18 protein-coding genes are annotated in these 17,520 nt (G+C 56.3%); 5 read left to right on the forward strand and 13 right to left on the reverse strand.

The window, feature by feature from the left end; genetic code table 11:
- The first annotated feature begins 31 nt into the window (after nucleotides 1–31).
- On the forward strand, nucleotides 32–964 hold the full coding sequence (locus I9182_RS16675) for a hydrogen peroxide-inducible genes activator (RefSeq protein WP_209599035.1): 933 nt from the start codon (nucleotides 32–34) through the stop codon (nucleotides 962–964).
- Between the two features lie 31 nt (nucleotides 965–995).
- On the opposite strand, the gene I9182_RS16680 is transcribed toward I9182_RS16675, so the two are convergent.
- From I9182_RS16680 to I9182_RS16690, 3 genes are read right to left on the reverse strand one after another with little or no spacing between them, the layout of a single operon-like run.
- Nucleotides 996–1,331, reverse strand: a complete 336-nt coding sequence (locus I9182_RS16680; protein WP_209599036.1) for a carboxymuconolactone decarboxylase family protein — start codon at nucleotides 1,329–1,331, stop codon at nucleotides 996–998.
- A gap of 11 nt (nucleotides 1,332–1,342) precedes the next feature.
- The gene (locus I9182_RS16685; protein ID WP_209506840.1) at nucleotides 1,343–2,101 is read right to left on the reverse strand and encodes an amino acid ABC transporter permease; all 759 of its coding nucleotides are present in this window, start codon (nucleotides 2,099–2,101) and stop codon (nucleotides 1,343–1,345) included.
- Nucleotides 2,102–2,109: 8 nt separating this feature from the next.
- Complete coding sequence (locus tag I9182_RS16690) at nucleotides 2,110–2,850, reverse strand: amino acid ABC transporter ATP-binding protein (RefSeq protein WP_209599037.1); 741 nt, start codon at nucleotides 2,848–2,850, stop codon at nucleotides 2,110–2,112.
- A gap of 121 nt (nucleotides 2,851–2,971) precedes the next feature.
- Between I9182_RS16690 and I9182_RS16695 the strand changes: the two genes are divergently transcribed.
- Nucleotides 2,972–3,742, forward strand: coding sequence for a transporter substrate-binding domain-containing protein (locus I9182_RS16695; RefSeq protein ID WP_209506838.1), 771 nt, complete (start codon nucleotides 2,972–2,974; stop codon nucleotides 3,740–3,742).
- Between the two features lie 73 nt (nucleotides 3,743–3,815).
- Here the strand turns inward: I9182_RS16695 and I9182_RS16700 are convergent, their stop codons facing one another.
- The 7 genes from I9182_RS16700 to I9182_RS16730 form a co-directional block, all read right to left on the reverse strand.
- The gene (locus tag I9182_RS16700) at nucleotides 3,816–4,772 is read right to left on the reverse strand and encodes a dipeptide ABC transporter ATP-binding protein (protein ID WP_209599038.1); all 957 of its coding nucleotides are present in this window, start codon (nucleotides 4,770–4,772) and stop codon (nucleotides 3,816–3,818) included.
- Nucleotides 4,769–5,746, reverse strand: a complete 978-nt coding sequence (locus I9182_RS16705; RefSeq protein ID WP_209506836.1) for an ABC transporter ATP-binding protein — start codon at nucleotides 5,744–5,746, stop codon at nucleotides 4,769–4,771. The genes I9182_RS16700 and I9182_RS16705 overlap by 4 nt, the downstream gene beginning before the upstream one ends.
- Nucleotides 5,747–5,750: 4 nt before the next feature.
- On the reverse strand, nucleotides 5,751–6,653 hold the full coding sequence (locus tag I9182_RS16710; protein ID WP_209506835.1) for an ABC transporter permease subunit: 903 nt from the start codon (nucleotides 6,651–6,653) through the stop codon (nucleotides 5,751–5,753).
- Nucleotides 6,653–7,660, reverse strand: a complete 1,008-nt coding sequence (locus I9182_RS16715) for an ABC transporter permease subunit (protein ID WP_209506834.1) — start codon at nucleotides 7,658–7,660, stop codon at nucleotides 6,653–6,655. The genes I9182_RS16710 and I9182_RS16715 overlap by 1 nt, the downstream gene beginning before the upstream one ends.
- Nucleotides 7,660–8,754, reverse strand: coding sequence for a Xaa-Pro peptidase family protein (locus tag I9182_RS16720; protein WP_209599039.1), 1,095 nt, complete (start codon nucleotides 8,752–8,754; stop codon nucleotides 7,660–7,662). Before I9182_RS16720 ends, I9182_RS16715 begins: the two co-directional genes overlap by 1 nt.
- 67 nt (nucleotides 8,755–8,821) lie before the next feature.
- Nucleotides 8,822–10,405 carry an ABC transporter substrate-binding protein gene (locus I9182_RS16725; RefSeq protein WP_209599040.1) on the reverse strand — a complete coding sequence of 528 codons (1,584 nt, stop codon included), beginning with the start codon at nucleotides 10,403–10,405 and terminating at the stop codon, nucleotides 8,822–8,824.
- A gap of 304 nt (nucleotides 10,406–10,709) precedes the next feature.
- Complete coding sequence (locus I9182_RS16730) at nucleotides 10,710–11,084, reverse strand: hypothetical protein (protein WP_209599041.1); 375 nt, start codon at nucleotides 11,082–11,084, stop codon at nucleotides 10,710–10,712.
- A 493-nt stretch (nucleotides 11,085–11,577) separates the two neighbouring features.
- Between I9182_RS16730 and I9182_RS16735 the strand changes: the two genes are divergently transcribed.
- The 3 genes from I9182_RS16735 to I9182_RS16745 are packed head-to-tail and all read left to right on the forward strand — an operon-like array spanning nucleotide 11,578 to nucleotide 14,268.
- A complete protein-coding gene (locus I9182_RS16735) occupies nucleotides 11,578–12,762 on the forward strand; it encodes a M24 family metallopeptidase (RefSeq protein ID WP_209599130.1) in 1,185 nt (394 codons plus the stop codon).
- A 3-nt stretch (nucleotides 12,763–12,765) separates the two neighbouring features.
- Complete coding sequence (gene argE, locus I9182_RS16740) at nucleotides 12,766–13,923, forward strand: acetylornithine deacetylase (protein ID WP_209599042.1); 1,158 nt, start codon at nucleotides 12,766–12,768, stop codon at nucleotides 13,921–13,923.
- The gene (locus tag I9182_RS16745) at nucleotides 13,924–14,268 is read left to right on the forward strand and encodes an EamA family transporter (protein WP_209599043.1); all 345 of its coding nucleotides are present in this window, start codon (nucleotides 13,924–13,926) and stop codon (nucleotides 14,266–14,268) included.
- On the opposite strand, the gene I9182_RS16750 is transcribed toward I9182_RS16745, so the two are convergent.
- The 3 genes from I9182_RS16750 to I9182_RS16760 are packed head-to-tail and all read right to left on the reverse strand — an operon-like array spanning nucleotide 14,247 to nucleotide 17,520.
- Entirely contained in the window at nucleotides 14,247–15,746 is a 1,500-nt protein-coding gene (locus I9182_RS16750; RefSeq protein WP_209599044.1) for a mannitol dehydrogenase family protein, read from the reverse strand. The genes I9182_RS16745 and I9182_RS16750 overlap by 22 nt on opposite strands.
- The gene (locus I9182_RS16755) at nucleotides 15,746–16,519 is read right to left on the reverse strand and encodes an L-iditol 2-dehydrogenase (RefSeq protein WP_209599045.1); all 774 of its coding nucleotides are present in this window, start codon (nucleotides 16,517–16,519) and stop codon (nucleotides 15,746–15,748) included. The genes I9182_RS16750 and I9182_RS16755 overlap by 1 nt, the downstream gene beginning before the upstream one ends.
- Nucleotides 16,516–17,520, reverse strand: a complete 1,005-nt coding sequence (locus I9182_RS16760) for an ABC transporter ATP-binding protein (RefSeq protein WP_209599046.1) — start codon at nucleotides 17,518–17,520, stop codon at nucleotides 16,516–16,518. Before I9182_RS16760 ends, I9182_RS16755 begins: the two co-directional genes overlap by 4 nt.

Here is a 17,520-nt window from a genome sequence, read left to right on the forward strand (position 1 = left end):
GTAATTACTATCATTGCGATTAGTTTTTCCTATGAAGTCACTCACACTTAAACACCTGCGCTACTTCGAAGCACTTGCCACCCACGGCCACTTTGGAAAGGCGGCGGCGGCCAGCGCGATATCGCAGCCCGCGCTTTCCATACAAATCAAAGAGCTGGAGGCCATCATGGGTGGCCCCTTGGTCGAACGCGCAGCGCGCGAGACGCGCCTGACCGCGCTTGGCGAAGATGTCCTAAAACATGGCCGCGAAATCCTGACGCGAGTCGAGGATTTGGGGAATCTTGTGCAATCTTCCGCTGGTCCCTTGTCGGGTCGCATCAGAATCGGGGTCATCCCCACCGTCGCGCCTTACTTGCTGCCATCAATCATCAAGGCACTGTCGCAACGATTCCCCCAGCTGACGATCGAGCCCAAAGAGACCGTCACCCAAACCCTGATCGGCGAAATATTGGACTCAAGACTGGATTTTGCTGTTGTCGCTTTGCCTGTCTCGGAACCCAGCCTTCGGGAATTTTCGCTGTTCAACGAAGACTTTCTGCTGGTTCGCCCGGCGCGGGACGCTGGGTTGCCAATGCCAAGTTCGTCACAGCTCAGAACGATGCGGCTGCTGTTGCTGGAAGAAGGGCATTGTTTCAGGGATCAGGCGCTTTCGTTCTGTTCGATCCGCAATATCGAACCGCAGCACATTATGGAGGGCAGTTCTCTTTCCACACTGGTGCAGATGGTCGGGGCCGGCATCGGCGTGACACTGATACCGGAAATGGCGGTGGGGCTGGAAACACGGTCGGCCGACGTGTCCATCGCCCGCTTTCAGGATACTCCACCAACCCGGACCATCGGCCTGATCTGGCGAAAGACCAACCCGCTGGGTGAAAACCTCCTGAAAATCGGTGCAATTATTCGCAAAACCGCCGAGGAAAACGCGGGAGGCCTAGGGCACGCTGACCCGGAACCAAACGGCTGATCACAATCCGCTTTGGTGATTTGCGCGGCAATTACCCGGAAAACACATCATAAGCCTTCAAAGCTTTGGCGCTGTAAGCATAAGACGGCCCGCCGCCCATATAGGTCGCCATCGCCAAGGCCTCGCACATCTCGTCTCGGGTGGCGCCCAGCCGAACAAGGGAACGCACGTGAAACCCTATGCAGCTGTCGCAGCGGGTCGCAATGGCAATGCCAAGGGCCATGAATTCCTTGGTCTTCTCACTCAGTGCGCCATTGGTCTTGGCGGCCTTGCCCATTATGCCAAAGCCGCGCACGGTTTCGGGCACTTCCTTCGAAAAAGTTCCGATATTGGCCTCGGTCTCGGCCATGAAAGCTTTCCAGTCCATATCCATTCTCCTTATCCGCGCTCATCCGCGCCCATGCGACGCTCCAGCCAGCGCACACCCGCACTGATGATCAGAACCAGGATCAGGTATTCAAAGACCAGCAGGGTATATATTTCCAGCGGGCGGTATTCCGTGACCACCAGCTCATTCGCGCGCCGGGTCAGTTCCTGCATCCCGATTACGCTGGCGAATGCGCTCATCTTGACGATGTAGATGAACTGGTTTGCCAAGGGCGGCAGAATGCGCCGGATTGCCTGCGGCAGGATCACGTAACGCATGGTTTGCACATAGTTCAGCCCGATGGTCTGCGCCGCTTCGCTTTGACCACGCGCGATGGATTGGATGCCTGCGCGGTAAATCTCGGCAGTGAAGGCGCTGTCAGAAATCGCCAATGTGATGATCGCACCCCAAAAGGGATCGATGGGGACATTCATGCCCATCGACTTGAACACGATGGGCAAGCCATAAAAGACCCAGAACAGCATCGGCAGCAGGGGAATTGCGCGAATAAATTCAACGTAAACACGGTTAACCAGCCGCCAGCCGCGTTTCTCGGACAACCCCGGCAGGGCCACCAACAATCCGATGACGATCGACATCGCCGCTGCGATCAGTGAAATCTGGATCGTTGCCCCCATCCCCGAGATCAGAAATTTCACATTGACCCAACCCGATGCTGTGGTCGGGTCGATCACATACCAACCCCAGGTCTGGGAAGACGAACAGCCTGCCAGCAGCAGCAAAGGTACAATTAGTAGAAGTTTTTTCATCGGCCCTCTCAGTGCTGCAGTATCTGAGACAGGAATTTGCGACAGCGGTCAGACTGAGGGTTGGTGAAGAAATGTTCCGGGTTGCCTTCTTCGACGATTTCACCAGCATCCATGAAGATCATTTTGTCAGCCACTTTCCGGGCAAACCCCATCTCGTGGGTCACGACCACCATGGTCATGCCCTCACTCGCCAGTTCAACCATAACTTCCAACACTTCCGAGATCATCTCGGGGTCCAGCGCCGACGTGGGTTCATCGAACAACAGCACGCGCGGTTCCATGCATAAGGATCGTGCAATCGCCACACGTTGCTGCTGACCTCCGGACAACTGCATGGGCTTTTTGTCCGCCTGATCGGGAATATGTACACGATCCAGATAATGGCGCGCTTTTTCCTCCGCGTCCTTCCGGCTCAGGCCGCGCGCTTTGATCGGACCCAAAGTCAGGTTTTCCAAAACGGTCAAATGCGGAAACAAATTGAATTGCTGGAAAACCATCCCGACATCGGACCGGATGGTTGCCGTTGACTTTGCGTCATCCGTCAGGTCAACCCCATCTATCCGAATGATACCTTTCTGGTGTTTTTCCAACCGGTTGATACATCGAACGACGGTGGACTTGCCTGACCCCGAAGGCCCGCAAATCACCACTTTTTCGCCGCTGCTGACCGTCAGGTTAATGTCCTTGAGAACGTGAAACGTGTCATACCACTTATTCACGCCCACAAGTTCGATTGCGGCGCCTGGCATAAGCTAAACTGCCCCCGTTTTTGCCCCATTGTAATATTTTCTTGAGGTTATCTTCCCCTTTGGACTGAAATCAATGAGGATTGCAATCACAAGGTCGTAACGCCACCAACGGGAGATACCTATGAGCGTTTTTTGGAAAGCCGCGGCGGTTGCCGTGTTGGGGCTTGTATTGTCAGGTTCCGCACAGGCGCAATCTGCGCTGAACGAGGTGCTGGATTCCGGTGTTCTCAAGGTTGGGACCACAGGTGACTGGAACCCTATGACACTGCGCGACCCGGCAACCAACAGTTACAAAGGGTACGACATCGACATTATGAACGCATTGGCCGCCGATCTTGGGGTTGAGGTCGAATTTGTCCCCACGGACTGGAAAACACTGGTCAACGGTGTGGTGGCAGGCAAGTACCACCTGACCGGGTCTGCATCGATTTCACCACCGCGCATGAAAGTTGCCGGTTTTTCCGACAGCTATATCTCGGTGGAGCTCTTCCCCTACACCACCAAGGACAAGGCCGACAAGTTCGACGGGTATGACTCGATCAATCAGGCCGGAGTGAAAGTCGCGACGACTTTGGGCACCACATTCGAAAAACGGGTCCGTGAATGGTTCCCAAACGCCGAGATCAAGGTGGTCGAGGCCCCCGCCCGCGGGTATCAGGAAGTAATCGCCGGTCGTGCTGATGTATTCATAACGTCGAACATCGAGGGCTCGACCCTTGAGGAGAAGTTTCCTGTTATCCGCGTGAAAAACGCCGGTCCCCGGTCACCTTCGCCGATTGCGATGATCCTGCCACAAGGCGATCAGATCTGGATCAACTATGTGAACAACTGGATCGAAGTGAAAAGAGCGGAAGGCTTTTTTGAAGCAAACCGCGAGAAATGGGGGCTCTGACGCCATCAAGGATATGCAATTTTCCAAACGCCCGGTGCCTTGGCCCGGGCGTTTTCGTTTGCCATCTGGTTCTTCAGAAAAGAGGATGCAGACACGCGACCTGATGGGTTTCATCATCCAGTTCAGGCAATGTTTGCCTGCACTGATCAGTCACAAGCCAGCATCGTTGCGCAAAAGCGCACCCTTTCGGGATGTTCATGGGTGACGGCAACTCGCCTTCCAGCTTGATCCGTTCTTTGCGGGCATCCGGGTCGGCGCGGGGCGTCGTGGACAGCAACGCCTTGGAGTACGGATGTCGGGGTGCCGCGAACAGCTGCTCTTTCGGGCCTTTTTCAACCGCGCGCCCCAGATACATGACAATCACGTCATCGGCGAAATGCCGGACAACCGACAAGTCATGTGAAATGAACAGGTAGGCCAGGTTCAGCCGTTCCTGAAGATCGACCAGCAGGTTCAGGATCTGCGATTGAATCGAAACATCCAGCGCCGAAACAGGTTCATCCAGAACCAGCACCTTGGGGTCCAGCATAAGCGCCCTTGCAATAGCGATCCGCTGGCGTTGCCCACCCGAGAACATATGCGGATAGCGGTCATAATGTTCGGGGCGCAGGCCTACCATCTCGATCATCTTGCGTGCCTGCATTTCACGGTCGGCGGCCGTCATCTGTGGCCGGTTGATGATCAGCGGTTCTTGCAGGATCTGGCCGATGCGCTGACGCGGATTCAACGAGCCATATGGGTCTTGAAAGACGATCTGCACCGTCTCTCGCATCTTGCTCCATTGCGAAGGGGTGATGTCGACCCCGTTGATCGTCAGGCTGCCCGAGGTTGGTTCTTCGATCATTGTGATCAGTCTGGCCAGCGTAGACTTGCCACAGCCTGACTCTCCGACAATGGCAAGTGTTTTTCCCGGTTGCAGGTCGAAATCCACCCCCGACAGCGCCTTTACGGTTGCAGGTTTGGACAACAACCCGCCCTTGACCGTGTAAAACCGGGCCAGGTCTTTGGCCTGAACGATAGGTGTAGTCATACCAGCTCTCCGGCGGCAATCTTTTCAACATGGTGACAGCGCGCCTTGCCAAATCCCTCGGCATGAGGGGTCGGCGGGGTCTGGGCGCAGGTCGCGTCGGCAAAGCGGCACCGTGGGCTGAAAAGGCATCCTTTTGGCCGGTCGAATTGCCCCGGAACAACACCTGGTATCGTCGGCAGAATCTTGGACGTCGCCCGTTCCGGCAAAGCACTGAGCAGAGCCGTGGTATAGGGATGACGGGGAGTTCGGAACAAATCCCTGACAGGCTGTTCTTCAACCTTTTGCCCGGCATATTGCACCTGAACCCGCTCGGCGGTTTCCGCAACGACGCCCATGTCATGGGTGATCAGAACAAGGCCCATGTCATGCTCATCACGCAACCGGATCAGCAGATCCAGAATCTGCGCCTGAATGGTCACGTCCAGTGCCGTGGTCGGTTCATCCGCGATCAGCAGCTTGGGCTTGCAGGCAATGGCCATCGCGATCACAACCCGTTGGTTCATGCCCCCTGACATCTGATGCGGAAAGGTATTCAGGCGGCTTTCAGGCGCGGGAATGCCAACCTGATCGAACAATTCGACCGCACGCTCGTGACGCTCTTTTCGGTTCAGGCCAAGGTGGATGCGCAATGCCTCTTTGATCTGGAACCCGACAGTAAAACAGGGGTTCAGCGAAGACATCGGCTCCTGAAAGATCATCGCCATGTCCTTGCCTATGATCTTGCGCCGTTCACGGGCCGAGATACCGGACAGGTCACGGCCTTCAAAGCTCATCTCATCGGCGGTGATCGTGGCGGTCCAGGGCAGCAAGCCCATCAGTGCCAGCATCGACACAGACTTGCCCGAACCGCTTTCGCCAACGATGGCCAGCAATTCGCCTTTGTCGACCGACAGATCGACACCGTCCACGGCGCGGAAACTGCCCGAAGATGTGGCGAATTCGACAGTCAGGTTACGGATCTGCAAAAGGCTCATGCGATCAGCTCCGTTTCAGTTTCGGGTCCAGCGCATCGCGCAACCCGTCGCCCATCAGGTTGATGGCAAGCACGGTGACCAGAATTGCGAGACCGGGGAAGGTGACAACCCACCATGCGCGCAGGATGAACTCGCGCGCTTCAGCCAGCATGGTGCCCCATTCCGGCGTGGGGGGCTGCGCGCCCATGCCCAGAAACCCAAGGGCCGCCGCGTCCAGAATGGCAGTGGAAAAAGACAGGGCCGCCTGAACGATGATTGGCGCCAGGCAATTGGGCAACACCGTGATGAACATCAGGCGTGACTTGCCCGCACCAGCCACACGGGCCGAGGTTACATAGTCTTTCTGCCGTTCCGCCAGAACCGACGCTCGGGTCAGGCGCACGTAATGCGGCTGAAACACGATGGCGATGGCGATCATCGCGTTGGTCAGTGATGGGCCCAGAATGGCGACCAGAACAAGGGCAAGCAGCAAAGACGGGAAAGCCAGGACGATGTCCATCACCCGCATGATCAATGTATCAACCCATTTGGGCGCAAAACCCGACAGAAGGCCGACCATTACGCCACCCGTTACGGCAACACAGACCACAACGATCCCCACAAAGAAGGAATAGCGTGAACCCATGATCAGCCGCGACAGCATATCCCTGCCCAAAGGATCGGTACCCAACGGAAAGGCCCAGCTTCCGCCTTCCTGCCAGGCAGGGGGTTGCAGGATATGGTCCCGGAACTGTTCGGTCGGATCATAGGGGGCCAGCAAAGGGGCAAAGGCCGCACAGAACACAAAACCTGCAAAGACCCACAACCCAATCACGGCACCCCGGTTTTCGCTGAAGTAATACCAGAACTCTCGCAGTGCGCTGGGACGATTTTCAGTTACGGGCTGGGTCGACGAAAGCTCGGTCATCATCGTCTCCGGATTTTTGGGTTGATGATGCCGTACAGGACATCGACCAGCAGGTTCACCAGCATCACGATCACCGCGATCATCAGCAAACCCCCTTGCACCACCGGGTAATCCCTGCGGAAAATACTGTCGACCATCCACTTGCCGATGCCCGGCCAGCTGAAGATGGTTTCGGTAAGAATTGCCCCCGCCAACAATGAACCGACCGACAATCCAATAACCGTGACAACAGGGATCAGCGCGTTGCGTAACGCATGCAATCCGTTGATACGCGTGGGCGACAGCCCTTTGGCACGCGCAGTGCGGATATAATCCTCACCCAGAACCTCCAGCATCGCCGACCGGGTCTGTCGCGCAATCACGGCTAGCGGAACGGTTCCCAGCACAATTGTCGGTAGGATCAGATGACGAACAGCCGACGCGAATGCGCCTTCCTGCCCGGACAAAAGACTGTCGATCAGCATAAAGCCAGTGACATTTGGAAAGTAATAAAGCAGGTCGATCCGGCCCGAGACCGGCGTCCAGCCAAGATTGCCCGAGAACACGATGATCAGCAGCAGCGCCCACCAGAAGATCGGCATCGAATATCCGACCAATGCCGAAGACATCAGCGCCCTGTCAAAAAACTTCCCCCGGTTCACCGCCGCAATCACCCCGGCAGGCAGACCCAATGCGATGGCGAATATCATGGCGCAGAGCGAAAGTTCCATTGTCGCGGGGAACAGCGAAAAGAACTCCTCCCAGACCGGTTTTTTGGTGACAAAGCTTTCGCCAAGGTCGCCCTGCAAAACCCCGGCAAGGTATTCCCAGTATTGCTGCAACACCGGTTTGTCGAAACCCAACTTTTCTACCATTTCCTGATAGCGTTCTTCAGTCATACCGCGCTCGCCAGCCATGACGATGATCGGATCACCCGGTAGCACCCGGATGAACATGAATGAGATCAACGTCACGCCCAGAAAGGTCGGGACGAACAGGCCAATGCGGGTGAGTAAGTAACCAAACATCAGCGACCTATGATTGTAAGCTCTTTGGGAAAATGGGTCAGCGACCGGCAACCATCCGCAGTGACAAGCACGTCATCTTCGATGCGAACGCCAAAACTGTCGAGCGCATACAGACCTGGTTCATTGGTCCAGACCATACCCGGCAGGATTTTCTGATGATTCCCACGCATGATATATGGTGCCTCGTGCACATCCCGGCCCAGCCCGTGACCTGTTTTGGTGCGAATACGATCCGCAAATGGCGAGGCTTCGAGCACGCTTGTGACCGCATCGTCGATGTCATGGGCCGTAACACCCGGGCGGCAGGCTTCGAACCCGATTTTGTTGGCGCGCAGAACAGTATCATAGACTTCCCTGCCCTCGTCCGACACGTCCTGAACAAAGAAGGTTCGCGTGATGTCGGCGGCGAAACCATCTTTGCGGGCACCGAAATCGAACAGTAACGCGTCGCCTGACCCGATCTGGTAGTCGTTGCGCGCTTTCCCATGCGGCCGTGCCGAGTTGTCGCCAGCCGCCACGATGGGCGAAAACGCCAGAGACTCGGCCCCTTCTGCAAATAGCGCCTGTATCAAGGCCTGTTCGACCTGTTTTTCGGTCTGGCCGACACGCACATCTGCAATCACACGCTCCAACGCGCGTTCCGAGATATCGATGGCCGCCTGCAACGCAGCAATGTCTTCATCGGTCTTGATGCTGCGCAGGCCCGAGATTTCGCGTTCACCGTCGACGATCCTCAAATCCGGCAAAGCACGGGTAAATGCGGCAGAGACAAAAACCCGCATCACCTGACCTTCCACCGCCAGCGAGCGGATCGGCATATGCGCGGCCAACGCGGTAAACGCATCGTCATAACCGGTCTGATCGCGCCAATCGAAAACAGCGCCCTCGAACCCGACAAGATCCCATGAGGCCAGTTCCAGATTGGGCACAATCGCCGCGGCCTGTCCCTCAGCCGGGACAACGACCACGAAGGGCCGTTCGTGGCTCATGAAAGATTTTCCCAAAGCGCGTGTGAAGTTCGGGCCAGGTACAAGAGCTACAGCGTCGACCGACATGTCCCGTGCCAGTTGACGATATTCGGACAGATCCGGCATTCAGGCCGACCTCCTCAATAAAAAGCCGGAGCCGCCAAACAGGCAGCTCCGGTGAGTGAGTGGTGGCTTACTCGACGCTCACACCATAGAAGATGTGGCCGCCCAGCGGGTGCACTTTGTAGCCTTGCACCTTGTTGCTCATCGGCATGAATACAACCGAGTGAGCAATGGTTGCCCATGGGGCCTGCTCTTTGAACACGACCTGCGCTTCTTCATACAGCTTGGTCCGCTCTGCCTGATCGGTGCTTTGCTTGGCTTTCAGGATCAGATCCTCGAACGGCTGGTGGCACCATTGCGCACGGTTTGATGCCTCGACCCCGTCGCAGCCCAGCAGAACGGCCAGGAAGTTGTCCGGATCGCCGTTATCACCGGTCCAGCCCAGCAAAACAGCACCATCGCGGTTCAGTTCTTTCGAGCGTGACAGGTATTCGCCCCATTCGTACGAGACGATTTCGACGCCCACACCAACCTTGGCAAAATCAGCCTGGATCAGCTCGGCCATGCGGCGGGCATTGGGGTTGTAGGGGCGCTGAACCGGCATCGCCCAGATCTTCATCGACAGGTCTGTGACACCTTCGGCATCAAGCATAGCCTTGGCCGCTTCGGGATCGTATGGATCGTCCACGATAGCGTCGTTATAGCTCCACATGGTTGGCGGGATCGGGTTCTTGGCAGCCTGGCCTGAACCCTGGAAAACCACGTCGATGATCGCCTGCTTGTCGATCGCCATGTTCAGCGCTTTGCGAACCTTGGGGTTGTCGAACGGCGCCATCGTGGTGTTGTAAGCCAGATACCCGACGTTCAGCCCTTCCTGCTCCATCATGTTGATGTCTGCATCATCCTTCATCGCCTGAATGTCAGCCGGGTTCGGGTAAGGCATCACATGGCACTCGCCAGCTTTCAGCTTCTGATAGCGAACAGACGCGTCCGGCGTAATGGCAAAGATCAGGTTTTCGACCTGCGCCGGTTCTTTCCAATAATCGCCATTAGCCGCATAGCGGATCACCGCGTCTTTCTGGTAGGCCACGAACGAGAAAGGCCCGGTCCCGATGGGCGCGGTATTCAGTTTTTCAGGCGTGCCGGCAGCCAGCATAGCGTCGCCATATTCGGCTGACATGATCGATGCAAAGTCCATCGCCATATTCGCAACAAAGGGCGCCTCTGGCTTGGACAGGGTGAATTTCACCGTGTAGTCATCAATCTTTTCGATAGAAGAGACCAGATCCGGCATCCCCATGCCCTGGAAGTATTCCCACGTGCCGCCAGACACTTGGTTATAGGGATGGTTCTCGTCCTTTTGGCGCATGAACGAGAAGATTACGTCATCGGCATTGAAGTCGCGGGTCGGGGTGAATTCGTCATTCGAATGGAATTTGACACCCTGGCGCAGCTTGAACGTGTATTCCAGGCCATCATCACTGGCCTCGACACTTTCAGCCAAGCCGGGGATCACATTGGTCGTACCGGTTTCGAATTCCAGCAACCGGTTATAAATAGGATGCGATGAGGCATCAAAGGTTGTTCCTGCGGTAAACAGAGCAGGGTCAAACCCCTCGGGTGAACCTTCGGAACAATAAACAAGGGTATTTGCCTGTGCCACGGCACCCGACAGGGCGATTGCCGTGGTTGCGGCCAGAAGATTGAGTTTCATGATTTTCTCCCAGAAATGGACTTTGCAAGACAATCGCAGGGCTCTTTGTCGTCAGAGCGTTCAGTGACAATACGGGTCGTTGCGATATCCCTGACAAATGTATCCAAAATACAAAACCTGTTGTCAACCGGCTCTGTCACTGACTTTCGTGAAAGATGCCCGTTGCCAGGAAGTGTCTTGAAATCGAAAGCGCCCTGCCCCAGGAAAATCGCGAAGGGCGACACTTACATTCCACAAGGTCCGGCAGTATGGCCACAGGTATCGACTGTCGTTGACCCTAAGTCATTCAGGTAAGAATGGATATCTATCTCTGACTGGTAGCTGATGAAGTATCCTTGCGCATATCGCGAATGCAATCGTAACCCAGCCAAAGTAACACGGTCAGTGCGACCAGAAATACGTAGGGAAGCAGCGAGATTTGCATAACCAACACACCGTAAAACATGGCGGCGTACGCAGCGATTTGGACAATCACCAACAAACCCCACGCAACCATTCCCCAAAGATTGCGCGCTTTCCCTTGACCGATGGAGTTGCGCAAGTTCTGGCACTCTGCCTCGTTCACCACAGGAGACGCGGCACCCGTTGAATTGAGAATGCCGTTGGTGTCGAGCGCGCTGGACCGACATGCATCGAAACAAGGGGACGCCTCTCGACAGGTGGGCGCAGTGTGTAACATTGGTTGAGTCCTTGGACATCTGGGGTTTGGCAGCGAGCCTTCACTGTGCCTCAGGACACCTACTCCACGCACCATGCCACCCACGAGATCAGGCGCCACCGTTGCCGTATTGCAATCATATCCAGCGGAGAAATGCCGATCCTCGCTCCGGCGCAGCATAAAACCGCACAAGCAACCGAGAGACCCGTGATAACCGCGATCAGATGATGTCCGAGGAGCTTTTCGCGACCCTCGGGGGCTCATGGTTTTTGGCGCGGTTTTCGGAATCGCGCCGTCCGCCGAACTGGGACCCTTGCGTGCTTCCAACGCTCTATTCTACGGCGTCTTTCGATGCCGAGTGCGAATACCCTGTGCCCACAGCGTGATCGTATCATCAAACAACCAATTGGCTTCTAACAGGAGTCGCGGTTCAGGTATCACTCACAAGTTCATCTGTGTACAAATTGGTAAGATTGCGCTCAAGTACATGTCATATCCAGCCGCCGAGGATGCCATGCCGATTGAACACGCCCCTTTCAGCCAAGCGGAATATGACCGCAGGATCGCCAAAACCCGAAGTGCTATGGAAAAAGCGGGGTTAGAACTGCTGTTTGTCACCGACCCGTCGAACCAGGCTTGGCTGACTGGCTATGATGGTTGGTCCTTTTATGTGCATCAGGGCGTATTGCTCGGCATGGAAGGAGAGCCGATTTGGTGGGGACGCCAGATGGATGCATTGGGTGGGTTGCGCACATGCTGGATGTCCAAGGACAACATTCGCGGCTATGTTGACCACTACGTTCAATCAACCATACGCCATCCCATGCAGGATCTGGCTGGCCACATTCGCGCGCTTGGGCTGGACGCGGCCCGTATCGGCGTTGAGATGGAGAACTATTACTATTCCGCAAAGGCACACGAGGTTTTGGGCAAGGAATTGCCAGAAGCAACGCTGGTGGATGCGACGGCACTGGTTAACTGGCAGCGCCTGATCAAGTCGGAAGAAGAAATGGTCTTTATTCGCAAGGCGGCCCGGATTTCGGAAAAAGTTATCCAAACGGCCATTGATCGCGCCGCAGTGGGCGTGCGCAAGAACGACCTTGTCGCAGATATCTTTCATGCCGGGATTACCGGGGTTGAGGATGATTGGGGGGATTACCCGGCCATTGTCCCTTTGACACCCTCGGGGCTGGATGCCACTGCCGCGCACCTGACATGGAATGGCGCACCGATGAAGAAGGGTGAAGCAACATTTTTCGAACTGTCCGGCTGCTATCGGCGCTATCACGCTCCGCTTTGCCGCACAGTATTTCTTGGCACTCCACCGCCAGAAATGCGGGACGCGGAACGCGCGCAGATCGAAGGGATAGCGGCGGGTCTAGAGGCTGCCCGGGCTGGCAATCGGACCAGCGACATTGCAAACGCTTTTCTAAAGGTTCTTGCCCGTCACGGACTCGAACGGGAGGGGCGCATGGGATATCCTATCGGCCTGAGCTATCCGCCAGATTGGGGCGAACGGACAGCGTCGATCCGCGCCGAAGACGAGACCATTCTGCAACCGGGCATGGTTTTCCATTTCATGCCTGCGCTGTGGATGGACAGCTGGGGCCTTGAGACCACGGAAACCATTCTTATCACCGAAAACGCCCCAGCCGAAGCCCTATGCAATATCGAGCGAAAGCTCTTTGTGAAAGACTAAGCCTTGAGCACCCTCGAAGACGCCAAGACCCTGCTGGGCGAACTGATCGGCTTCCCCACGGTTTCGTCAGACAGCAACCTGGACATGATCAAGCACCTCGCGGACCGGTTGAGCGATTGCGGTGCAGCGGTGGAAATATGGCATGACGAAACCGGCACGAAAGCCAATCTTTTTGCTTCATTGGGCCCCAAGCGCGACGGTGGTATCGTTCTCTCAGGCCATTCCGATGTAGTGCCTGTTGCCGATCAGGACTGGTCCTCGGACCCGTTCGTGATGGAGGAGCGGGACGGCAAGTGGTTTGGTCGCGGCACCTGCGATATGAAAGGGTTTATCGCGGCGGCAGTCATCACGGCCCCGTATTACGCAAAGCTGGACCTTCAGCGCCCGGTGCATTTCGCCTTTACCTATGATGAGGAAATCGGCTGTTTTGGCGCGCAGGCCTTGGCCAAGACCCTGCGGGAGAAAGCGATCAAACCCGCTGTGGTCATCATCGGGGAACCCACCTCGATGCGCATCATCGAAGGCCATAAGGGCTGCTATGAATATACAGCGCATTTTACCGGGTTCGAAGGCCATGGCTCGGCCCCCGAGCGCGGTGTAAACGCAGTCGAATACGCAGTGCAATACGTGTCGAAACTGCTTGCGCTGAAGGCTGATTTGCAAGGGAGAGCACCGGCAAACAGCCCGTTCGACCCGCCATGGACAACAATCAACACCGGTTCGCTGGTGGGTGGGGTGGCCCATAATGTAATCCCCGGTAAGGCGCGGGTCGATTGGGAGATGCGACCAGTGCACAAGGCGGATGCGGATTACGTCAAAGACGAACTACACCGGTTTTGCGCGCAATCCCTGATCCCGGCAATGCAGGCTGTTCACCCCGATGCCGGTATCAAGACCGAAATAATCGGTGAGGTCGACGGGCTGGAGCCGATGGACGAGAACGAGGCGCGTGACCTTGTGATGGAACTGACAGGGGCAAACGGAGCGGACGTTGTACCCTTCGGCACCGAGGCCGGGATATTCCAGCAGTTGGGGATGAGCGTCGTTGTCTGCGGCCCCGGATCAATCGATCAAGCGCATAAACCCGATGAATACGTCTCGGTCGACCAGATGGCCCAATGCCTTGATATGCTTCGGCGTATATCTTCGAAGCTGGTGTAGATGAAGACCTCGGCCCGCGCGGTATCGATGTTCTGGTTGGGTGCACCGGTGCTGTTCGTGTTGTTCTGGGCGGGTGGCTACAGTATTGCCAAGCTGGGGTTGCCCTTTGTGGAACCAATGACCATGCTTGCGATCCGTTATGGTTTGGCTGGTCTGTGTCTTCTGCCGCTGTTGGCGGTGTTCTGCCCTGCCCTGCGGCGTGATCCCTCGAAATGTTCCGGTACTGGCTGGCGCAGTGCAATACTCGGTCTTTATTGCCGTGATATTTCCCATCACCATGACCATCGAAGCGATGGAAACCACCTGAGCCGAGATCACAACCGTCAGGAAAGCGCATTCAGATAGCTTTTGATCGCCGTCCTGCATCCGTGCTGCCAGATCCGTGGCAACCAGCGTGCGAAGGCTTCTGCGAACTGGGTTTCACGTCCCGTATCCCCGTACAGGTTTGCTGCCTCAAGCCACTTTTTGGGTTGCTCCCTGGCGGCAAGGGCCGCACTCTGCAAGTCGCTCCAGATAGGATCATTGGGCGCAATCTCTGATCCGTCCTCACGCAGACCGGCGCACATCCGGCACCAGAAAGCTTCAACCAGTGCCAGCCCAGTAACAGTGGTATCCGAGGCCAGAGCATCGCGAATGGACGGAAGCAAGAATCCGGGGTGGCGTGCAGACCCGTCAAAGGCTACGCGACGCGTCGTGTCATGAATAGCCGTGTTCGAAAATCTGCGTTTGACCAGATCCAGATACTGTTCAGGCGTCATCCCGGGAACCGCACTGGCATGAGGGAGAATTTCTTCGGTCTGGACTTTCAGAAAGAATGCCGAAATTTCCCGGTCGTTCATGCAGTCCGAAATTGTGGGTATGTTCAGAACCTCGCCCACATTCGCCAGAATTTGGTGCCCGCCGTTCAGAATACGCAGTTTCAGGGTTTCAAATGCGTGCACGTCTTTGGTGATCGTTACGCCGACTTTTTCCAACATCGGCCGCCCGGCGCAGAAATCATCTTCAATTACCCATTGGCGAAAGTTCTCGTGTGAAACCGGAACGCAGTCTTCAATTCCCAGGGCGCGGGTCTGGGATCGGACATGATCAGTGGTGGCGGGAACAATGCAATCCACCATCGAATTCGGGAACGCCCCATTCTGATCGATCCAATCCGCAAGATCAGGGTCCGTAAGGCGCGCCAGTTCAACAACGCAATTGCGCAGGATGGTACCGTTGCCCTGAAGGTTGTCACAACTTAATGCCGTAAAGGGCAGATGCCCGGCGGCACGGCGATTGCCAAGTGCCGCCACAATGGCACCAAAGACCGTGCGAGGCTGTTGCGGGTTTTGCACGTCGTGTCGAATATCATCGTGATCTGTGTCGAAAGCACCCGACTTGGCATCCAGAAAATAGCCGCCTTCAGTAACGGTAAGGGACACGATCCGAATGGCGGGATCGGACATTTTCCTGATCAGGGGTGCATTTCGGGGTTCAATGGGCAGATAGTCGATCAACGGGCCGATGACTTCGGCCGAAACACCGGACGGGTCAAGCTCGATCAAAGTTGTCAGACAGTCCTGCCCAATCAGCTTTTCGCGCATGTCCGCGTCATAGGCCCGAACACCGGCCCCGATGATCGCCCAGTCGAGGGCCAACCCTTTTTGCATCAGCCTGTGAATGTACCAAGCCTGATGCGCACGGTGAAAATTCCCAAGTCCGATATGAACAATTCCAGGGGTCAGGTCTTCACGCCGGTATCCGGGTTTCTTGATATCTGCCGGAAGCGCCCCAAGGTGGTCGAGGCGCAGCTCTACCGGTGTTATGTCCGCCAAAGGGGTCATCAGCTCATCCAGTTTCCGCCGTCGACATTGTAAGTCTGGGCCACGATGTATTCCGCTTCATCAGACGCCAGAAACACAGCCATCCCGGTCAAATCCTCGGCCCGTCCCATACGGCCGAACGGTACCGCTGATGCAACTTCGCGCTTCTTCTGTCCGGGTTTTTTGTTTTCGTACTTCGCAAAGAAGGCGTCCACACCGTCCCAATGCTCTCCATCCACAACACCGGGTGCGATCGCATTCACATTTATCCCGTGGGCGATCAGATTGAGCCCCGCAGACTGCGTCAAAGAGATTACGGCGGCCTTGCTGGCGCAGTAAACGGCGACCAGAGGTTCGCCACGCCGACCGGCCTGTGAGGCCAGATTGATGATCCGGCCTTTGACATTGGCGTCGATCATGTGTCGCGCAACGGCCTGCAGTGTAAACAGGGTACCAGAGACATTGATGTCGAAAACACGCTGGTAATCAGCGCGATCAATTTCGGTGATGGGCGCTGCTGAAAAAACGGCGGCATTGTTGATGAGAATATCAATCTGACCGAATTGATCCACAGTGCATGCAACAGCATTGTCGATGCTGTCCTGTTCAGCGACATTCATTTCGACCGCCATTGCAGCGTCACCAATTTCCGAGGCTGCGGATTGCGCCCGCGCGATGTCAATGTCGGCAATGGCCACACGCGCGCCTTCGGCGACGTAAGCTTTTGCAAAGGCCAGCCCGATTCCGCGCGCAGCCCCAGTGATGAGCGCGGTTTTTCCGTCCAGTCGCTTCATTCGATCCGTAGCCCTTGGGCGTCAAAGCGATGAAGCACGTCGGCACGTGGTGTCAGGTAGATGCGGTCGCCATGCCGAAATCCAACCTCTCCGTCCGCGCGCACCGTGATTGTTTCCGCCAGACCGGTTTCATGTATGTGAAAAAACGTATCTGATCCGAGATGCTCGGACACGCCTACAACACCGCTCCAGGTTCCGTCGCTCTCGGACACAGCAATATGTTCGGGGCGGATACCGATTGTATGCGCGCCGTGTTTTGCAGCCTCTTCGCCTTCGATAAAGTTCATCTTGGGCGAGCCGATGAACCCAGCGACAAAAAGGTTCCGCGGTGTACGATACAGGTCCAGCGGGCTTCCGACCTGCTCGATCACACCTGCCTGTAGCACAACGATCTTGTCGGCCATCGTCATCGCTTCGACCTGATCATGGGTCACATAGATCATGGTGGTCGCCAGCCGTTCGTGCAACTCGCTGATCTCCAACCGCATGCCAACGCGCAGCGCGGCGTCCAGGTTGGACAGCGGCTCATCGAACAGGAACGCTGCGGGTTCGCGGACAATGGCCCGCCCGATGGCCACACGCTGGCGCTGGCCACCGGACAGCTGACCGGGGCGGCGATCCAGATAGTCGGTCAGGTTCAGAACCTGCGCAGCCCCTTCCACACGTTTGTCTATTTCGGCCTGATCCAGTTTCGCCATGCGCAACGGAAAGGCGATGTTCTTGCGAACGGACATATGCGGATACAAGGCATAAGACTGGAACACCATCGCCAAACCGCGTTTTGCGGGTGGTACGTTTGTTGCGTCGGCCCCGTCAATGTCGATGGAACCCGAGGTGATGTCCTCCAACCCCGCAATCAGGCGCAGCAAAGTAGACTTGCCGCAACCCGATGGTCCGACAAACACCGTGAACTCTCCGTCTTCGATGGTCAGATCCAGTGGCGGGATAACCTGCACGTCGCCAAAGCTTTTGGTCACGGACTTGAGTTGAATACGTCCCAT

The organism is Ruegeria sp. HKCCSP351 (genome assembly GCF_017872535.1).
Lineage (GTDB): Bacteria > Pseudomonadota > Alphaproteobacteria > Rhodobacterales > Rhodobacteraceae > Ruegeria.

Coding starts and splice junctions, on each gene's coding strand:
- I9182_RS16690 (WP_209599037.1), bottom strand. CDS start 2,850: ATGCCAGGCGCCGCAATCGAACTTGTGGGCGTGAATAAGTGGTATGAC.
- I9182_RS16695 (WP_209506838.1), top strand. CDS start 2,972: ATGAGCGTTTTTTGGAAAGCCGCGGCGGTTGCCGTGTTGGGGCTTGTA.
- I9182_RS16685 (WP_209506840.1), bottom strand. CDS start 2,101: ATGAAAAAACTTCTACTAATTGTACCTTTGCTGCTGCTGGCAGGCTGT.
- I9182_RS16715 (WP_209506834.1), bottom strand. CDS start 7,660: ATGTTTGGTTACTTACTCACCCGCATTGGCCTGTTCGTCCCGACCTTT.
- I9182_RS16720 (WP_209599039.1), bottom strand. CDS start 8,754: ATGCCGGATCTGTCCGAATATCGTCAACTGGCACGGGACATGTCGGTC.
- I9182_RS16700 (WP_209599038.1), bottom strand. CDS start 4,772: ATGACTACACCTATCGTTCAGGCCAAAGACCTGGCCCGGTTTTACACG.
- I9182_RS16675 (WP_209599035.1), top strand. CDS start 32: ATGAAGTCACTCACACTTAAACACCTGCGCTACTTCGAAGCACTTGCC.
- I9182_RS16705 (WP_209506836.1), bottom strand. CDS start 5,746: ATGAGCCTTTTGCAGATCCGTAACCTGACTGTCGAATTCGCCACATCT.
- I9182_RS16710 (WP_209506835.1), bottom strand. CDS start 6,653: ATGACCGAGCTTTCGTCGACCCAGCCCGTAACTGAAAATCGTCCCAGC.
- I9182_RS16745 (WP_209599043.1), top strand. CDS start 13,924: ATGAAGACCTCGGCCCGCGCGGTATCGATGTTCTGGTTGGGTGCACCG.
- I9182_RS16725 (WP_209599040.1), bottom strand. CDS start 10,405: ATGAAACTCAATCTTCTGGCCGCAACCACGGCAATCGCCCTGTCGGGT.
- I9182_RS16755 (WP_209599045.1), bottom strand. CDS start 16,519: ATGAAGCGACTGGACGGAAAAACCGCGCTCATCACTGGGGCTGCGCGC.
- I9182_RS16735 (WP_209599130.1), top strand. CDS start 11,578: ATGCCGATTGAACACGCCCCTTTCAGCCAAGCGGAATATGACCGCAGG.
- I9182_RS16750 (WP_209599044.1), bottom strand. CDS start 15,746: ATGACCCCTTTGGCGGACATAACACCGGTAGAGCTGCGCCTCGACCAC.
- I9182_RS16760 (WP_209599046.1), bottom strand. CDS start 17,520: ATGGGACGTATTCAACTCAAGTCCGTGACCAAAAGCTTTGGCGACGTG.
- I9182_RS16730 (WP_209599041.1), bottom strand. CDS start 11,084: ATGTTACACACTGCGCCCACCTGTCGAGAGGCGTCCCCTTGTTTCGAT.
- I9182_RS16680 (WP_209599036.1), bottom strand. CDS start 1,331: ATGGACTGGAAAGCTTTCATGGCCGAGACCGAGGCCAATATCGGAACT.